Source organism: Streptomyces sp. NPDC043870 (genome assembly GCF_056435785.1).
Genome location: NZ_JBWKDT010000029.1, coordinates 32,304 through 49,455 on the forward strand (window position 1 = coordinate 32,304; position 17,152 = coordinate 49,455).

The following is a 17,152-nucleotide window of genomic DNA, read 5'->3' on the forward strand; positions in this document are numbered from 1 at the left end:
CGCAGGCCCCGCGCAAGGTGAAGCCACAAGGCGCAAGGTTCACCTGAGCAGGACCGTCTTCAACTGCGTGAGGTTCACCAGGCGTTGAATCGGGACGAGGACATCTACGGGACGTTCACGCTCGACGCGCCGGCGGCGCCCCGCCGTTGTCCGGCACCCTCCTGTCGACCGGTCAGGTCGCCAGGGCCGACCGGACCGTGGCATGCTCGCGCGGCTCGGCCCCGACGACCGCGAAGGGTTCGTCCGCCGCTGCCGCCCCGCACACCGAAGCGACCGAGTACGGCGGCGGGGCTGCCACCGGTAGCGACGCCGGGAGCGAGAACCAGACGACCTTGCCCGCGTCGCCCTTGGGCAGGACGCCCCAGCTCTCGCACACCGCGTCGATCATTGCGAGTCCGCGCCCGGTGGTCTCCAGCGGTCCGGCCGTGCCGAGCGTCGGAATCCGTGGATCGTGGTCGTGCACCTTGACGGTGAGCCGGTCGAGGAGCAGCTCGATCTCGACGGTGCACAGCTTGTCCGGCTGAGCGTGCCGGTGGACATTGGTCAGCAATTCCGTGACGCCGAGCGCTGCCTGGTCGATCAAGGGATCGAGATGCCAGTAGCGCAGCTGCGCCGACACGATTCTGCGGACCTGACCGATCCGCGACGGCAAAGCCTGGAGCTCCACCGTGCAATGCCTGCTTGCCTCGCTGATCACGGCTGCGACTCCCCGAATAGGTCCGGAAGAAGACGAAGGATCGGATCCAGCAGTTGGCTGCCTGCTGTCTGTGCCGGCGGGCTGGGTCACAGTGTCACCGCCGGTCAACCCTGAGTGATGTAGTCAAGCGTGAACCAGGAGTGACGACTTCGCAACTCCGCGCACAGGCGCCCCTCGCGGCACCATCAGCCGTGGCCGGCGCCGGCCCTGCGCAGTGCCTCCAGGAACCGGCCCGTCAGCGCACTGCGCTCCGGCCCGTGGTCCGGCCCGCCCATGTGCAGCCGGTAGCGCGTGCCGTTGACCGTCGCCACCGTGCTGTCACCGCCCGCGAACCAGGGCCTGCCGGCCCGTACCGCCCGCACGGGCGCGCTGTCGATCACCCGCCCATAGCTCGTCAGCAGCGCGAGCCTGCCGTCCTCGATGACGACCTGACCGGCCTTGGTGAGCGAGCGGGGCCACCGCTCGATCCGCACACCCATGGCGTTGAACTCCGGCTCTGACATGGCCGCCGCCCCCTTCGCACGTGCTCCTGCACCTCAGTCTGCCCATGCAACCGCACGGACACCAGGGCGCATGCCCGAACGCTCCCACAAGGCAGCCCTATGGAACCCCAAAGTCAACGTTTGTGCAGGTGAGGGGCTTATTGTTGGCAGTGGGGAGAGGTTTCCCAGAGTGAGGAGCGGGGCGCATGAGCACCTACGAAGCGTTGGCCACTGTTGATGTGGACCGCAGCGATCCGGCGTACCGGGCCTGGCTGAAAGAGGCCGTACGCAAGGTGCACGCCGACGCGAACCGCTCGGCCGACACCCACCTGCTGCGCTTCCCCCTGCCCGAGCAGTGGGGGATCGACCTCTACCTCAAGGACGAGTCCACGCATCCCACCGGCAGCCTCAAGCACCGCCTGGCGCGTTCGCTGTTCCTCTACGGGCTCTGCAACGGCTGGATCAGGCCGGGCAAGCCCGTCATCGAGGCCTCCAGCGGCTCGACCGCCGTCTCCGAGGCGTACTTCGCCAAGCTCATCGGAGTGCCGTTCATCGCCGTGATGCCGCGCACCACCAGTGCCGAGAAGTGCCGGCTGATCGAATTCCACGGCGGACAGTGCCACTTCGTGGACGACTCGCGGAAGATGTACGAGGAGTCCGCCGCCCTCGCCGCGCAGACCGGCGGCCACTACATGGACCAGTTCACCTACGCCGAGCGGGCCACCGACTGGCGCGGCAACAACAACATCGCGGAATCGATCTACCAGCAGCTGAAGTTGGAGCGCTACCCGGAACCCGCGTGGATCGTCGCCACCGCGGGTACCGGCGGCACGTCGGCGACCATCGCCCGCTACGTCCACTACATGCAGTACGACACCAGGATCTGTGTCCCCGACCCGGAGAACTCCTGTTTCTTCGACGGCTGGACCCAGGGCGATCCGCTCGCCACCAGCGACTGCGGCTCGCGCATAGAAGGCATCGGCCGGCCGCGCATGGAGCCGAGCTTCGTGCCCGGGGCCATCGACCGGATGATGAAGGTGCCGGACGCGGCGACCGTCGCCGCCGTACGCGCCCTGGAGCTGGCCATCGGCCGCAAGGCGGGCGGCTCCACCGGCACGGGGCTGTGGAGCGCCCTGAAAATCGTAGCGGAGATGGTGGCAGCGGGGGAGAAGGGCAGCGTGGTCACGCTGATCTGCGACCCGGGCGACCGCTATCTGGACAAGTACTACTCGGACGACTGGCTGGCCGGACAGGGCCTTGACATCGCCCCGTACGCCGCGGCGATCGAGCGGTTCCTCGCCACCGGCGTGTGGCCGGACTGACTCGGGCCGACGCCGCCACCAGGTCGTGTCCGGCCGGTCTTGCCTGGCTCACTGATCCGGCCCGGCCGACCGGACAGGACCGAGCCGCCGGTCGAGATTGCGTACGGCGTCCCGGAACGCGCGGCCGACACCGGGGCGCCCCAGACGCAGGGCCAGCCGGAACGGGGCGGCCCCGGCCGCCGCCATGGTCCACTGCACCCGGGTCCCGGACAGGGTCGGCGTGAGCCGCCACTCCTCCAGCATCGCCCGCACGCCCGGCGCGTTGGTCTCGTCGACGCGGTACGCGTACCGCGAGCCCGGCTCCGCGCTCATGATCGTCTCCTGGAAGCGCGTGCCACCGCGCAACCGGACCTCCCGGCCCGCGCCCCCGCCGGTCGGCCGCGCCGAGGTCACCGCCGTGAACCAGGCGGGCCAGCCCTCGACATCCTCGGCGAGCGCGCGGTACACGGCCGACGGCTCGGCACGCAGTTCGGCCGCGAAGACGAGGCGCAGCGGTGCGGAATCGACGAAGTCGAGTTCCACGGGCCTCAATCGGTGAACCATGAACCGTAACCTCCGGGCAGCAGGGCAGGGGCCCGCACACGATAGCTGGCGGGCCGTCAGATGGGCACTATCGTGCGGATCCCGGTGCCCCGGCCAGCAGACCGTCCACGGCCCGGCCGAAAACATGCCGGCCCGCCATGGCCAGTACCGGGTCGAACACTCCCGGCACCCCCCGCACCCGCAGGTCCTCAACCCACGTCACGCGCGTCCCGCCAGGCGTCTGCCGCACACCGATCTCGGCCCAGCCCAGGACGGTCCGGCCGTGCTTCTCCAGTCGGCAGTGCCCCGGCCGCCCGTACTCCGGCGGCTCCCAGCACACGACCTCCATCGGATCGTCGAAGCCCACGGGCCCCACACCCGTATGCGCGACGAGCAGGGTGCCCTCGGCCGTGGGGCCCGGAGTCAGCACCGAGATCCGGGTCAGAGGCACCTGCGCGGCGTGGGCGGGCCAGTCGGTGAGCCGCAGCCAGGCCTCCCCGGCCGGCAGCGGCGTCGTACGGCCGATCCGGAAGGCGGTCACTCCGCAGGCTCGGCCGGTTCGCCCGCCACCACCAGATGCGGCAGATGCTCCGCGATCTCCTCGCGTGCCTCCGGCGGCAGCCCCGCGTCCGTCACCAGCGTGTCGACGTCCTCCAGCCGCGCGAACGAACTCAGCCCCACCGTCCCCCACTTGGTGTGGTCGGCCACGACCACCACCCGGCGCGCCGAGCGCATGAACCGGCGGTTGGTCTCCGCCTCCGCCAGGTTCGGCGTGGACAGTCCCGCCTCGACCGAGATGCCGTGCACCCCGAGGAACAGCACATCGAAGTGGAGGGAGCGGATCGCCTGATCCGCGACCGGCCCGACGAGCGAGTCCGACGGCGTCCGCACACCACCGGTGAGGACCACCGTCGCCGCCGCGGTCCGCTGGCCGCTCGCCGCGCCCGCCTGCTGCGCCGCGTGGAACACATCGGCGACCCGGACCGAGTTCGTCACCACCGTCAGGTCGGGGACGTCGACGAGGTGCTGCGCCAGAGCGTAGGTCGTGGTGCCGCCCGAAAGAGCGATCGCGCTGCCGGGCATCGCCATCACCGCGGCCGCCCGCGCGATGTCCTCCTTCGCACTCAGCTCCAGTGAGGACTTGGCTTCGAAGCCCGGCTCGTGGGTACTCGCGTCGGCCACCGGCACCGCACCGCCGTGCACCTTCTCGATCACGCCCTGCCGGGCGAGGGCGTCCAGATCCCGGCGCACGGTCATGTCGGAGACGTTCAGCCTGCGGGTCAGCTCATTGACCCGTACGCCGCCGCGCCGCCGTACCTCGTCGAGGATCAGGGCTCGCCGCTGCTCCGCGAGGAGGTTCTGATTGTCGCTCACCGCCGGGGTCGGTCCTTTCGTCGTGCCGTCGCGTCACCGCTGTTCACCAAGGTTTCTCATCCTGCCACGGTCCGTTCGCACCGGGCGCGGGGAGATTCCGTGAGAGCCCTGCGGCAGACGCCGTGATCCGGGATTCTGGTCCAGCGCCGTAGATCCTCCCACCAGAGAGCGAGTCACAGAAGTGTCCCCTGCCTCACCGGATCCGGTCCCGCAGAGCGGCGGCGGCGCCGCGCTGGAGCTGTTGGTCCATGGCGTCGGCGGGGCCACCCCGCAGGACATGCTCGGCGACCCGCGTACGGTCCGGATCACCGGTGACGGGACCGCCGCCGTGTACCGGCGCAGCGACGACGCCGAAGCCGAGCAGCACCCCGAACGCCACCAGGACGGACCGGTCCCGGAGGCCTACTGCTGGTCCAACCTCACCTCCGGCAACGGTGCGAGGGCGCTCTGGCTGCTGCTCCTGCCCTTCATGGTCGTCAACCTGGCCCACTGGATGCGGCCGACGACCAAGGGCCCGGCGAGGACGGTGCGCCTGTACGGGATGCTGGTCCGGCTCGTCGCGCTGAGCCTCACCGTCCTGCTCACCGCCACCGCCTGCGAGGTCGCCCTCGACCTCACGGCCTGGCAGTGCGCCGGCTCGGCACGCTGCTCGGCGGACAGCTCCTGGATCGGCTTCCTGTCCGCCGCGGGCGACGGCTGGTGGTCCCAGCCCGGCCGCCGTCTCTCCGTGGCGGCCCTTCTCCCAGCCGCGCTGGTGGGCCTGCTCTGGTACCTGTCCAACCGCACCTGGAACGCGTACGAGGCCCAGCGACCGCCGGGCACCACGACGGCCGGGCAGCCCGAGGCCGCTCACGCGACGCCGCAGCCGGACGAGGAGCCGGCCCGGCCCGCGCTCGGACGGCCCGGATTCTGGTACGGGCGGCGGCTCGTCGCACGGCTGCGGGCCGCGCACACCGCCGCGGGCTTTCTCGTCATCGCGGCCGCCGTCGCCGGCGCGGCCGCGCGGCACGACCGCGGAGCGGACGTCCCGGCGCTCGAAGTCATGGGCTGGGCCCTGGAGTCGGTGCTCGCCGTCACGGGCATCTTCGTCGTCGCGGTCGTCTTCCGCCGCGGACGCAGCGAGAACGTCCTCGACAATCGCGTCGACCGCGCCGTCGTCAGCTGGCTGCCCGGCGCCTCCCTCGTACTGCTCGCCCTGTCGATGCTGTATGCCTCGTGGTCGCGGCCCGGCTGGCTCTCCCGCGGCACCCTCCCGGGCGACACCGCCTTCCGTGTCATCACCCTGGCCCAGGGAGCCCTCGTGGTCGCCCTCGCGATCGCCGCGCACGTCCTGTTCCGCCGTGTCCGGCACGCCCGCACCGCCATGTACGGACTGGGCGGCCCGGCCGTCGCCCTGCTCGCCTGTGCGCTGGGGGGCGTCATGACCGGCGGAGTCGCCCAGAGCGTCGCCGACTGGCTGGACGGCCCCGGCACTCCCGGAACGGGGCAGGGACCGATCACCGGTCCCCCGGTGCTGCTCAGCTGGCAGTCGTCCGTCATCCCCGTCCTGCTGCTCCTGCTGCTCGTCCCGCTCGCGGTCCTCGGCGTACGGACCTGGCGCGCCGCGCGGTTCCTCGCCCGCCGGGTCGAGGAGGACTACCCGCAGGAGCGGCCCGACAGCGTCCGTACCCGCCGGATCGCCGGCACCCGGGCGCGGGCTGCACTGACCGACGCGGCCCCCACCGTCATCGGCATCATCTGCGCGGCGACCCTGCTGCTCGGCGCGGGTGCGGTCGCCGGTGCCTGGGTGAGCGGCGAGGTGCCGGCCGAAGCCTTCGACCGGGCCCACCCGGCGGTGGAGGCCGCGGCGGACGTCGCCCAGACCCTCGGCTCCTGGCTGATCGGGCTCGGCTTCCTGCTCTTCGTCACCTGGGGCCGGCGCGCGTACCGGGACGCCTCGGCCCGCCGCACCATCGGCATTCTCTGGGACGTCGGTACGTTCTGGCCGCGCGCGGCCCACCCGTTCGCCCCGCCCTGCTACGCCGAGCGGGCCGTCCCCGACCTCACCTGGCGGATGGCGTCCTGGACCGCCGGCACCGGCGGACGGCTCGTCATCTCCGGTCACTCGCAGGGCAGTGTGCTGGCGGCCGCAGCGGTCTGGCAGCTTCCCGTCGCCACCCGCCGCCGGGTCGCCCTGCTCACGTACGGCTCACCGCTGGAGCGGCTCTACGGCCGCTGGTTTCCCGCCTACTTCGGACCCGTTCCGCTGCGCGCGCTCCACCAGGAGCTGCACTGCTGGCGCAATCTGTGGCGGCACACCGACCCGATCGGCGGTCCGGTGGGGCTCCCCGCCGAGGCCGGAAAGCCCCAGGTGGACCGGGACGCGCTCAAGGACCCCGTGGTGTACGGGCGTACGGACACGCATCCGCTGCCGGAGCCGATCCTCGGACACTCCGACTACCAGGCCGATCCGGCCTTCGCGGAGGAGCGAGAGGAACTGCTCGACCGGCTGCCGCCTCCGCTGCCCCGCCAGCGGTCCGAAGCCGTCCGTACTCAGGGCAGTTCGGGCAGATCCTCCGGATAGAGCAGCGTCAGGTCGTCCGTGCTCGCCTCGGCGAGCACGGCGACCCGGCTCGCGTGCCGCTCCACCATCGACTCGAACGTCTGGCGCGCGGTCCGGCCGTTGCCGAACGCGGGCCCCTTGGGCAGCGCCGTGAAGTACTTTCGCAGCGCCTCGGCCGTCCCCTCGCCCAGCCGGTACTCGTGCTCCTCGGCCTGCTGCTCCACGATCCGCAGCAGTTCGTCCGGCACGTAGTCGCTGAAGGTGATGGTCCGTGAGAAACGGGACGCCACACCGGGATTGACGGACAGGAACCGCTCCATCTCCGCCGTGTAACCGGCGACGATCACCACCACCGCGTCCCGGTGGTCCTCCATCAGCTTCACCAGGGTGTCGATGGCCTCGCGGCCGAAGTCCCGCCCCGAGTCCTCGGGGGAGAGGGCATACGCCTCGTCGATGAACAGCACCCCGCCGCGCGCCCGGTCGAACGCCTCCTGCGTACGGATGGCGGTGGAGCCGATGTGCTCGCCGACCAGGTCCACCCGGGAGACCTCGACGAGATGCCCGCGCTCCAGCACCCCGAGCGAGGCCAGGATCTCGCCGTACAGCCGGGCCACCGTCGTCTTGCCCGTGCCGGGGGAGCCGGTGAAGACCAGATGCCGGCGGACCGACGCCGCCTTGAGGCCCGCCTCCTGGCGTCGTCTGCCGACCTCGATCATGTTGGTGAGCGTACGGACCTCGCGCTTGACGCTCTCCAGGCCCACCAGCCCGTCCAGTTCACCGAGGAGCGCGTCCGAGGTCCGCGTGGGTGGCACCGCGGGGCCGGGTACGGTGGCGGGCTCGCCGGCGCGCTGCCCGGGGATCATGGCGAGGAGCCCGGGCGACTGAGTGGCGGTGACCACCGCCGGGGTCTGCGCGGGCACGGCACGCACAGCGCTCTCGTCGCTCGTGCACTCCTCCACGACGGTGCCGTCCCCGGGGAACTCGTAACCCCCGCGGGCGCATCGCTCGGTGCGGCAGCGCGTCAGCGTCGTACGGCAGCCGTCCATCACATGGAAGCCGTAGCCGCCGCTGCCCGTGACCCGGCAGCCGTGGAACGTGCCGCGGCCCTCGGCCGACACGTAGAACCCGGCCTCCGCGGGCGATGTCACCGTGCACCGCTCGATCGTCGGGTCGGCGCCCTTGGTCACGATGACGCCCGTCTGCACCCCGTCGACGGTGCAGTTGTTGAGCGTGCCCCCGCTGCCGTGGTCGCGGAACCAGGCGCCCGTGGACGCCTCCCGGATACGGCAGTCGTCGAGCTGGGCGGTCGCGCCGTCGCTGACCGACACCGCCGTGTTGCGCACCTGGGACAGATCGCTGTCGACCACGTCGGCGCGCGAACCGCGGTCGAGGACGAACAGGGCGTCCGGGACGTCGTGCACCCGGCAGGAGTCGAGAACGGCGGTCGCGCCGTCGCTGACCCAGACCGCCGGGTAGTCACCTGTGCTGTCGTGGATCTCGCACTGGTTGGCGTCCACACGAGTGCCCGGATCCCACACCGACAGACCGTTGCGGCCGAACCGCCGCACGGTCGACCGGGTGAGCGTGAGCACCGAACGGGACCGCAGATCCACCGCGTTCTCGGGAACGTCGTGGATGTCGCAGTCGGAGAGGGTGAGCACCGCGTCCGTGTCGAGCGTGATGCCGTCCGACGAGGTGCGGTGCACCTGCGAGTCCGTCAGATGCGCCGACGCGCGCGAGGCGATCTGCACACCCGTGCCCTTGATCTCGTACACCTCGCAGCCGAGCGCCTCCAGCGCACTGGCCTCGCCGGTGACGCTCAGCCCGGAGCCCGAGGCATGGTGCACCCGGCAGCGCTCGAGACGCGGATGCGCCCCACCGCGCACCGAAACCCCGGCCTGTCCCGCCGCGACGACCTCGCACTCCTCGAACACGCCGCCCGCGCCGTCCAGTACGGCGATACCCACCCCGGCCGGATTGTCGACGGTGCAGCGCCGCATCGTCGGCCGGGCCGCACCGCGCACCTCGATTCCCGCTGCCGAGCGGGTCACGATCCGGAGATCCGTGAGCTCCGGTGTGCCGTCCTCGACGAGCAGCGCGGGCGCCGCCGCGTCCTGCCCCTCGACATGCAGGTCCTGCACGGTCGCCGCGGCCCGCACCGTCAGCGGCACCCCCTCGGTCGGGGCGATCCGCACCGAGCCGACCGAGCCCTCGGGTCCGCGCAGCGTCACCGCGCGCTGCACCACGAGGTTCTCCCGGTAGGTCCCGGGCGCGACGGTGAGGATGTCACCGTCGCCTGCGGCCTCCAGGGCTGCGGCGAGGGAGGCGTACTCGCCTGTGCGGCGCCGCCACCGCGATGTGCCGGTGTGCGTCACCTGGACCGTGCCCTGTGCCATGGTGCTGCTCTGCCCCCACCTCGTGCGTCGTTTGCGTGCTGTGCTGCGTGCTCTGCCGGTGATCTGCGCAGCGGTGTGCCGGCCGGGAGCGATGCCCGCCGCCCCCGTGGGACGGGGTCCGCACCACCGTAGCGCGCGCGGCGAGCGGGAGTTGACCGGTCAGCTGCCCGTGCCCGTGAGACCCCAGTCGGGACCGGCCTTCGCCCACGCACGGTCGAGCTGCGCGTACCGCCGGTGCATCAGCCGCCGTACGACCAGCCGTCTGCTTCCTTCGACGAGCCCCGCGGCCACGGCGGCCGCCCCGAGGCCCGCGACCACGGCGTGCGCCCGTGCGGTGTCCCGGTTCATGGGACGGCTGACGGCCTGCCCGCGGTCGTCCGTCCAGAGGAGGAACGTGTCCCCGGGATCGGAGGTCCGCGGGGTGGTGGCGACCGTACCGCTGTGCCGGCTGCCGTCGGCGCCCGTCCACTCGGCGACCACCATCCGGCGTATCCGGTGCTCCATGGCCGCCTCCGGGTCGGCGGCGGAGCGCTGCGACGGCGTCGCGGCCCGCACCACCCGGGCCGTCGTGCTGTGTCTCTCCTCGTGCTGGACGCGCACGGACCGCTCGAGGGCGCCGTCGGTCAGACTGCCGCAGATCCAGCCGGTGGCCGGCACTCCCAGGGTCAGCAGCAGCACGGCGGCCAGCGCCACCCATGCCTCGACCAGATCGGTTGTGCGGCGCACGGGGTTGTGCCGCCAGCGCCAGAGTCCCGCCATCGCCCGCACCGTCCCGCCCCCCTTCTGCGTCCGTCATAGCCCCGTACGCAACGGCGTACGCGCGGATGGAACGAAGAGAGAGCCATCTCACCCGTGCTCGGCCCGTGCGACTGTCCCAACGCGCGCGCCGCCGCCCCGGGTTCCCGCCGGACGGGTGATCCCTCAGCCGAGGACGCGGACCGGATCCCCGACGCGGACGGTGCCCGTGTGCTCGGGCACCAGGTTCTGTCCGAAGACCAGCTGGTCCCCGATGCGGCGGTGGCGCGCGAGGGTGCGCAGCGGCTCCTTGCCACGCTCCGCGGTCGTCTGGTCGGTGGTGGTGATGACACAGCGGCCGCACGGCTTGGCCACCCGGAAGGTCACCTCGCCGACGGCGATGCGCTTCCACTCGTCCTCGGCCCACGGCGCCGTGCCGTCCACGACGAGATTGGGCCGGAAGCGGTTCATCGGCAGCGGACCCTCGTCGGGGTGGTCGCCCTGGGCGATGAGTGAGTTGAGCGCGTCGAGCGAGGCGACGGACGTGACGAGCAGGGGACAGCCGTCGGCGAAGGACACGGTCTCGCCCGGCAGCGCGTACCGGGGATCGACAGGACGCCGGTGCGCCGGATCGTCGAGATGCATCAGACGGACCGGTGCGCCCAGGTACGCGCTGAACCATGCGTCGGAGGCGGCGCCGGCGGGCACCGCCTCCAGCTTCTCCCCGAAAAGCTCCACCGCGGTCGTGCCCACCGGCCCGGGCACCGTGACGCTCAGCGGCGCCCGCCCGGGTGCGGACAGCCGGATTCCGGCGCCCGGCAGGGTTGTGGCGGCTGCCAACGCCAGCCGCGGCTGCTGGCGTTGCGTGACGGCTCTGCCGACGGCGTCGACCAGCATCCACCGCCGGTCCCCGGCGAGCCCCCACGGTTCCACGACGGCCTCATCGATCGCGTAGCCCGCGACCGATTTGACCGGATGGATGTGGACGGAACGGAGCAGTGGAGTGGCCATACAGCCATCCTGCCAGCCGCTCCGGACCTCCCGTCCGGACACCTGAGGATGACCCGTCGGACTGTCGGCGGGTCACCTCCTGGTCAGTACCCGCCGCCCTGGTAGGGGCGGTTGTACGGATCGTCGTACGGCGCCTGGGCGGGCACCGGGCGGGGCGCCGCGGGGCGCATCGCCTCGTACCCGGTCGCGACCGGGCGGGGCATGGGCTGCGGCTGGGCGCCCGGGTAGCCGCGCGGGCCGGCGGGCTGCTGGGGGATGTACGGCGCGGGCGCCTGCTGCAGCGGAACGGGCTGCGGCATCGGCTGCGGGTATCCGTAGGAAGGCGTGGGGTGAGAAGGGGCCGCCGGGAGGGCGGGCAGGGCCGCGGGCAGCGCCGGCAGATAGCTGTGGCCGGTGTCGTACGCGGAAGGCACTCGGATCGGTGCGATCTGAGGCGTGCCCCGCTCAGCGACGAGGGAGTCGTAGATCGGGGTGTCGGGGAAAGACGGCGCGGAGTAGTAACCGCCACCGTAGGTGGAGCGGGGGGAGGTCATGGCACATAAGTTAAGCCCACGATGTGCTGGTTGGGGAGCCCGATAAGAGGGTTGTTTGACGTGTAACGAGTGAACACGTATCCCCAATGCGAGCGAACCTGGGAAAAACGGTCGCCGCGAGTCGTCTAGATCCTGTAAAGGGCAAGCTGAGAAGGGGTTACCCACGGGTCGCCCCGGGTCTTCCGGCGGTGCTCCGGCTAGGTTGGCGGCACACAGAACATGGGGTACGAGGACCCGCGATGGGGGCGAGGATGTCCATGCTCAAAGGAGCCAATGTTCCGGTACCCGCGCTGAACGTCCATGTCGAACTGGGCTGGCGTTCCGGAAACGGGGTGCCGGACGTCGACGCGTCGGCGCTGCTGCTCGACTCGGGGTCGGGAAAGGTCCGCTCCGACGCGGACTTCGTCTTCTACAACCAGCCCGAGCACGCCTCGGGCGCGGTCCGTCACCAGGGCAAGCGCGCCACCGGCGACGGGACGGCCGACCACCTCGTGGTCGATCTCGGGCGCGTCGAGCCCGCCATCGAGCGGATCGTGCTGGCCGCCTCGGCGGACGGTGGAAGCTTCGGACAGGTGCCGGGACTGTACGTACGGGTCCTGGACGCCGCCGCGGGCACGGAGATCGCGCGCTACGAAAGCCAGGACGCGACGGTCGAGACGGCCTTCATCCTCGGCGAGCTCTACCGGCGCCAGGGAGCGTGGAAGTTCCGCGCCGTGGGACAGGGATACGGGACCGGCCTCCAGGGCCTCGCGACCGATTTCGGCATCACGGTCGACGAGCCCCAGCACGCCGCGCCCCCGGCACAGGCGGCACCGGTCGTCACCCCGGCGCCCATGACCCCGGCGCCCGCGGCACCCGGGTTCGCGCCGGCGCCCGCGGCGCCGCCCGCGCCGGCGAACGCTCCCGTGCGCCTCACCAAGGTCACGCTCACCAAGGAGTCCCCGACCGTCTCGCTCAGCAAGCAGGGCGGCACCTCCGGCGCCATGCGCGTCAATCTCAACTGGGAGGTGCGCAAGCAGTTCACGGGGTGGGGCGCCAAGCTCGGCCGGGCCGTCGCCATGCACAGCGACCTCGACCTCGACCTGTGCGCCCTCTACGAACTCACCGACGGCCGCAAGGGCGTCGTCCAGGCCCTCGGCAACGCCTACGGCGCGCTGCACCAGCCCCCGTACATCCATCTCGACGGCGACGACCGCACCGGCGCCTCGGCCACCGGCGAGAACCTCACCATCAACCTCGACCACAAGGACAAGCTCCGCCGCGTCGTCATCTTCGTCACCGTTTACGAAGGCGCCCGCAGCTTCGCCGACCTGCACGCCACCGTCACCCTCCAGCCGCAGCACGGCGCGCCCGTCGACTTCTCCCTCGACGACTGCACCGTGCCCTCCACCGTCTGTGCCCTTGCCCTCCTCACCAACGTGGGCGGCGACCTCGTGGTGCAGCGGGAGGCGCGCTACCTCGTACCCGAACGAGGCGTGAGCCCGCAGCGCACCATCGATTACGCCTATGGATGGGGAATGAACTGGACACCCGGCAGGAAGTGACCTACGCCCGTCGTCAGCGTTCGGGTGCGGCTTCGGGACGGGCGTACGTACGCCCCTTCCAGGCCGCGCCCCGCCCCCGGTAGTGCTGCACCGCCGAATCGACCGTCATCAGCAGATAGAGGAGTGCGGTGAACGGCAGTACCGGAGCGAGCCACAGCGTCTGCCGGTAGTAGCGCAGCATCGGGATGTACGTGCCGGCCATGACCGCCCACGCCAGGAACCCCGCCCAGCCGGCCACCCCGTCCCGGGAGGCGTCCGTGCCGCACAGTACGGAGAACACGGCGACGGGCGGCGCGAGGTAGACGACCGCGAGCCCCGCCACCGTCCCGGCCAGCAGCAGCGGATTGTGCCGCAGCTGGGCGTACGCGCTCCGGGACACCATCCGCCACAGATCCGCGAGCCGGGGATACGGACGGATGCTGTCCACCCGCTCGGCCAGCCCCAGCCAGACCCGCCCGCCGGCCCGCCGCACCGCCCGCGCCACCGCCACGTCGTCGATCACCGCCTGACGCACCGACTCCGGGATGCCCGCCCGCTCGGCCGTGTCCGTACGCAGCAGCACACAACCGCCCGCAGCGGCCGTCGCCCTCGCACGCTCCTTGTTGATCCAGCGGAACGGGTAGAGCTGCGCGAAGAAGTAGACGAAGGCAGGCACCACCAGCTGCTCCCAGCCCGTGGCCACCCGCAGCCGGGCCATCTGCGAGACCAGGTCGAGGCTGTTCGTCTTCGCAGCCGCGACCAGTTCGGACAGGCTGTCCGGCTCATGAGCGATATCGGCGTCGGTGAGCAGCAGATACTCCGGGCGGCGTTTGCGCGCGAGCGCGATGCCGTGCCGCAGCGCCCAGAGCTTGCCCGTCCAGCCCGCTTCCGGTTCGCCCGGTGAGGCCACGGTCAGCGGCAGCCCGTCGTACTGCTCCGACAGCTTGCGGGCCAGTTCGCCCGTACCGTCCGTGCTGCCGTCGTCGACGAGGATCACCTCGGCCTCGCCCGGATACGACTGCCGCAGCAGCGACGGCAGGCTCTCCGGCAGCACACCGGCCTCGTCCCTGGCCGGTACGACGATCACGACGGACGGCCAGGTCCCCGGCGCCGTACGCCGCGGCAGCCGCTGATCCGTACGCCAGAAGAAGCCTTGCCCCAGCAGCAGCCACAGCCAGGCGGCCAGGGATCCCACGGCGATCCACGCAATGGTGCTCATTCGCCGCAGTGTGCCCCACTACGCGGGGACCGCAAGGGCCGTCGGCTAGGGTAACCGGGTGAAGATCGCGCTCATGGACTCCGGAATCGGCCTCCTCGCGGCGGCCGCCGTGGTGCGCCGGCTGCGGCCGGACGCCGATCTGGTTCTCTCCTCCGACCCCGACGGGATGCCGTGGGGCCCGCGTACCCCCGACGACGTCACCGAGCACGCGCTCGCCGTGGCCCGGGCAGCGGCCGCACACCGCCCCGACGCCCTGATCGTCGCCTGCAACACCGCCTCCGTGCACGCCCTGCCTGCGCTGCGCGCGGAACTGGAGCCGGGCCTGCCCGTCATCGGTACCGTCCCCGCGATCAAGCCCGCGGCGGCGGGCGGCGGCCGGGTCGCCATCTGGGCCACCCCCGCCACCACCGGAAGCGCCTACCAGCGCGGGCTCATCCGGGACTTCGCCAACGGCGCCGACGTCACCGAGGTGCCGTGCCCCGGACTCGCCGACGCCGTCGAACAGGCCGACGAGGCCGCCATCGCCCGTGCCGTCGCGGCAGCGGCCGCACTCACTCCGATGGACGTACGTGCCCTCGTCCTGGGCTGCACCCACTACGAACTGGTCGCCGAGCACATCCGTGCCGCCGTCAGCGCGGGCCGTTCCGACGCCCTGCCGCCGGTCGTCCTGCACGGCTCGGCCGGGGCCGTCGCCGCCCAGGCGCTGCGCCGGATCGACGCCGGTCCCGCGCCCGAGGCCACCCCGAGCAGCCTGCTGACGGTGCTGCTCAGCGGGCGTGAGTCGCAGCTTCCGGAGCGGGCGCTGGGGTACGCCGAAGGCAGGCTGCTGGGCGCGGTGCAGCCGGTCACGCCCGCGCACTGAGGAGCGCCGCGGCGCGACCGGTCCCGTACCTCGCCCGGCCTGCGGTTCCGTGGATGTGCCGAGGGGTTTTGGGGTGGCTTTCCCGTTCTGTGTGAACCGGTGCCCGCCGTGCCCAACGTGAGTACGCTGCGAAGCATGACGGACCACCCCCGTGACGAGGGGCAGGTCGCAGAGCGACTGCCCGCGATCTGGACCGGCCGTGCCACCAACCGCCTCCAGTGGGTGCTCGCGGCCGCAGGTGCGGCCTGTATGGCACTGGGCATCGAGCTGGCCGTCGATTCGCCGTGGACGTCGGGCATCATCCCGCTGCTGATGTCGGTGATCGGCTGTGTCCTGGCCGGGCTGCTGATGCTCTTCGGGACGCTCGCCTTCGTCCATGTGGCGGTCAGGGTCGACCGCGACGCCATGGAGGTCCGCTGCGGCCATATGGGAGTACCCCGCAGGAGGATCCCGTTCTCGCAGGTCGTCGGCGCCGAATTCGCGCCGAGGGTCACCCCGCGTCACTGGGGTGGCTGGGGCTGTCGCTGGCGCCCGGAGAAGGGCACGGCCGTGATCGTCCGCCGCGGCGAGGGGATCGTCCTCACACTCGGCGACGGCCGTACCTTCACGGTCACCGTGGACGATGCCGAGGCGGCGGTGCGGGTGATCCGGGACCTTCTGCGGCCGGGCGCATCGGCGGGCACGACGACGGCCGAGGCCTGACGCGTCCGCGCCCGTGCCGGGCGGTGCCGGCACCGCCTGGTGCGTCGGCTGAAGACGCACTCTCCGGACAGAACACCTAGGCCGGGTGACGTGTGCCGGGGGCCGTGTCCGTCGGACACGAGGCGGCCGGTGCGGAGAGCGGAAGCGGTTCCGGTGCCGGGCGAGCCGTGGCCAGTCCCGCGAGGAGGCCCGCACCCGCCGTGACGGGGGTGAAACTCAACGGATTGCCGACACTCGCGAGGGCGGCCAGCGCGGTCAGCGCGGCACCCGCACTCAGCACCACGGGTGTGGAGCGCGGCGAACGCCACAGCCCGTACAGCAGCCAGCAGTACAGCGAGCCCAGTAGCAGCACACCCACGGCGCCCTGTTCAGCCGCCTGTTGCAGTGCCGCGGAATGCGGCTTGCCGTCGGAGCCGGGCGACTGCTGCACGGTCGGGCTCAGCTCGCCGAACCGGTCCGGACCCGCGCCCAGCACCGGATGTGTCTCGGCGAGATCGACCGCGTCCCGCCACAGCTGCACCCGGTGCGGGGTGAGCCGGTCCTCCAGTGACACGGTGACTCCGGGCGGCAGCGCGTCATCCGCCACTGCCCAGGAACCTCCCGTCACCAGCGCCGTGGCCAGCGCGAACCCGGCCAGAACCAGTACCCGGCGGCGCATACGGGCGACCGCCAGTGAACACAGCAAGACGCCCATCGCCGCGGTGTACCCCGCGCCCGACCCCAGCGCGAGAGCCGTACCGACAGCGGCGAGGGCCAGGAGCCACAGCGGAACGCGGGCCGGGACCCGCCGGGCCGCCGACGCGGCGCAGCACGCTCCGCCGGCGGCCAGGACCAGCAGCGCCGCGGACGCTCCGGTATGGCCGGGCGGCGTTGTAGCGGCTGCCGTACCGGGCAGGCCGTGGGGCGAGACGATCGCCAGCCCGAGCGCCCCGAGGGAGGCCGCCGCCGGGCCACCGACCGGCAGCAGGGTGCCGCAGATCCGGCCGCAGGCGTATCCGGCGGCGACGGCCAGCACTGCGAGAAGCACGCCCTCCGGCCGCGCGTCCCGCCCGGCCGCGCTGATCAGCGCCCATGCCGCGCAGCAGCCCAGTACGACGACGCCGACGGCGTCGGGCGTGCTGCCGCGTTCCTCACCGTTCTGTACGGCCGACCGGCCTGCTGCTGGTGCCATCCCGTCGACCCCCCGAATGTGACGGGCCCTGATTTCCGGATGCCGGACCGGGCAGCGGGAC

16 protein-coding genes are annotated in these 17,152 nt (G+C 72.1%); 5 read left to right on the plus strand and 11 right to left on the minus strand.

Annotation, left to right across the window (positions count from 1 at the left end; genetic code table 11):
• Positions 1–172: 172 nt before the first annotated feature.
• Together AC0699_RS28515 and AC0699_RS28520 are read right to left on the minus strand one after the other, a co-directional pair.
• Positions 173–697 carry an ATP-binding protein gene (locus AC0699_RS28515; RefSeq protein WP_478665719.1) on the minus strand — a complete coding sequence of 175 codons (525 nt, stop codon included), beginning with the start codon at positions 695–697 and terminating at the stop codon, positions 173–175.
• A 185-nt stretch (positions 698–882) separates the two neighbouring features.
• Positions 883–1,200: a hypothetical protein gene (locus tag AC0699_RS28520; protein ID WP_478665722.1), complete on the minus strand. Its 318-nt coding sequence runs from the start codon at positions 1,198–1,200 to the stop codon at positions 883–885.
• A 185-nt stretch (positions 1,201–1,385) separates the two neighbouring features.
• Between AC0699_RS28520 and cds1 the strand changes: the two genes are divergently transcribed.
• Positions 1,386–2,501 (plus strand): L-cysteine desulfhydrase Cds1, encoded by a 1,116-nt coding sequence (gene cds1 / locus AC0699_RS28525; protein ID WP_478665724.1) that lies wholly within the window; start codon positions 1,386–1,388, stop codon positions 2,499–2,501.
• Between the two features lie 48 nt (positions 2,502–2,549).
• Here cds1 and AC0699_RS28530 read toward each other — a convergent pair whose 3' ends face one another.
• The 3 genes from AC0699_RS28530 to AC0699_RS28540 form a co-directional block, all read right to left on the minus strand.
• On the minus strand, positions 2,550–3,044 hold the full coding sequence (locus AC0699_RS28530) for an SRPBCC family protein (RefSeq protein WP_478665726.1): 495 nt from the start codon (positions 3,042–3,044) through the stop codon (positions 2,550–2,552).
• A 67-nt stretch (positions 3,045–3,111) separates the two neighbouring features.
• Entirely contained in the window at positions 3,112–3,564 is a 453-nt protein-coding gene (locus AC0699_RS28535; RefSeq protein ID WP_478665729.1) for an SRPBCC family protein, read from the minus strand.
• Positions 3,561–4,397 (minus strand): DeoR/GlpR family DNA-binding transcription regulator, encoded by an 837-nt coding sequence (locus tag AC0699_RS28540; RefSeq protein WP_478665731.1) that lies wholly within the window; start codon positions 4,395–4,397, stop codon positions 3,561–3,563. Before AC0699_RS28540 ends, AC0699_RS28535 begins: the two co-directional genes overlap by 4 nt.
• Positions 4,398–4,578: 181 nt before the next feature.
• Between AC0699_RS28540 and AC0699_RS28545 the strand changes: the two genes are divergently transcribed.
• On the plus strand, positions 4,579–6,960 hold the full coding sequence (locus tag AC0699_RS28545; RefSeq protein WP_478665734.1) for a hypothetical protein: 2,382 nt from the start codon (positions 4,579–4,581) through the stop codon (positions 6,958–6,960).
• Here AC0699_RS28545 and AC0699_RS28550 read toward each other — a convergent pair.
• The 4 genes from AC0699_RS28550 to AC0699_RS28565 all read right to left on the minus strand — a co-directional run bounded on the left by AC0699_RS28550 (position 6,930) and on the right by AC0699_RS28565 (position 11,614).
• Positions 6,930–9,335, minus strand: a complete 2,406-nt coding sequence (locus tag AC0699_RS28550; RefSeq protein ID WP_478665736.1) for a right-handed parallel beta-helix repeat-containing protein — start codon at positions 9,333–9,335, stop codon at positions 6,930–6,932. The two genes, AC0699_RS28545 and AC0699_RS28550, sit on opposite strands and share 31 nt — an antisense overlap.
• A 159-nt stretch (positions 9,336–9,494) precedes the next feature.
• Positions 9,495–10,094, minus strand: coding sequence for an Rv1733c family protein (locus tag AC0699_RS28555; protein WP_478665739.1), 600 nt, complete (start codon positions 10,092–10,094; stop codon positions 9,495–9,497).
• 162 nt (positions 10,095–10,256) lie between these two features.
• Positions 10,257–11,081, minus strand: a complete 825-nt coding sequence (locus AC0699_RS28560; RefSeq protein WP_478665742.1) for an MOSC domain-containing protein — start codon at positions 11,079–11,081, stop codon at positions 10,257–10,259.
• An 83-nt stretch (positions 11,082–11,164) separates the two neighbouring features.
• On the minus strand, positions 11,165–11,614 hold the full coding sequence (locus AC0699_RS28565) for a DUF6643 family protein (protein ID WP_478665744.1): 450 nt from the start codon (positions 11,612–11,614) through the stop codon (positions 11,165–11,167).
• 251 nt (positions 11,615–11,865) lie between these two features.
• Between AC0699_RS28565 and AC0699_RS28570 the strand changes: the two genes are divergently transcribed.
• Positions 11,866–13,158, plus strand: a complete 1,293-nt coding sequence (locus tag AC0699_RS28570; RefSeq protein ID WP_478665746.1) for a TerD family protein — start codon at positions 11,866–11,868, stop codon at positions 13,156–13,158.
• Positions 13,159–13,171: 13 nt separating this feature from the next.
• Here AC0699_RS28570 and AC0699_RS28575 read toward each other — a convergent pair whose 3' ends face one another.
• The gene (locus AC0699_RS28575) at positions 13,172–14,356 is read right to left on the minus strand and encodes a glycosyltransferase (RefSeq protein WP_478665749.1); all 1,185 of its coding nucleotides are present in this window, start codon (positions 14,354–14,356) and stop codon (positions 13,172–13,174) included.
• A 58-nt stretch (positions 14,357–14,414) separates the two neighbouring features.
• Between AC0699_RS28575 and AC0699_RS28580 the strand changes: the two genes are divergently transcribed.
• A complete protein-coding gene (locus tag AC0699_RS28580; protein WP_478665751.1) occupies positions 14,415–15,218 on the plus strand; it encodes a glutamate racemase in 804 nt (267 codons plus the stop codon).
• 135 nt (positions 15,219–15,353) lie between these two features.
• The gene (locus AC0699_RS28585) at positions 15,354–15,920 is read left to right on the plus strand and encodes a hypothetical protein (protein ID WP_478665752.1); all 567 of its coding nucleotides are present in this window, start codon (positions 15,354–15,356) and stop codon (positions 15,918–15,920) included.
• 76 nt (positions 15,921–15,996) lie between these two features.
• On the opposite strand, the gene AC0699_RS28590 is transcribed toward AC0699_RS28585, so the two are convergent.
• Positions 15,997–17,091, minus strand: coding sequence for an O-antigen ligase family protein (locus tag AC0699_RS28590; protein ID WP_478665755.1), 1,095 nt, complete (start codon positions 17,089–17,091; stop codon positions 15,997–15,999).
• Positions 17,092–17,152: the final 61 nt, after the last annotated feature.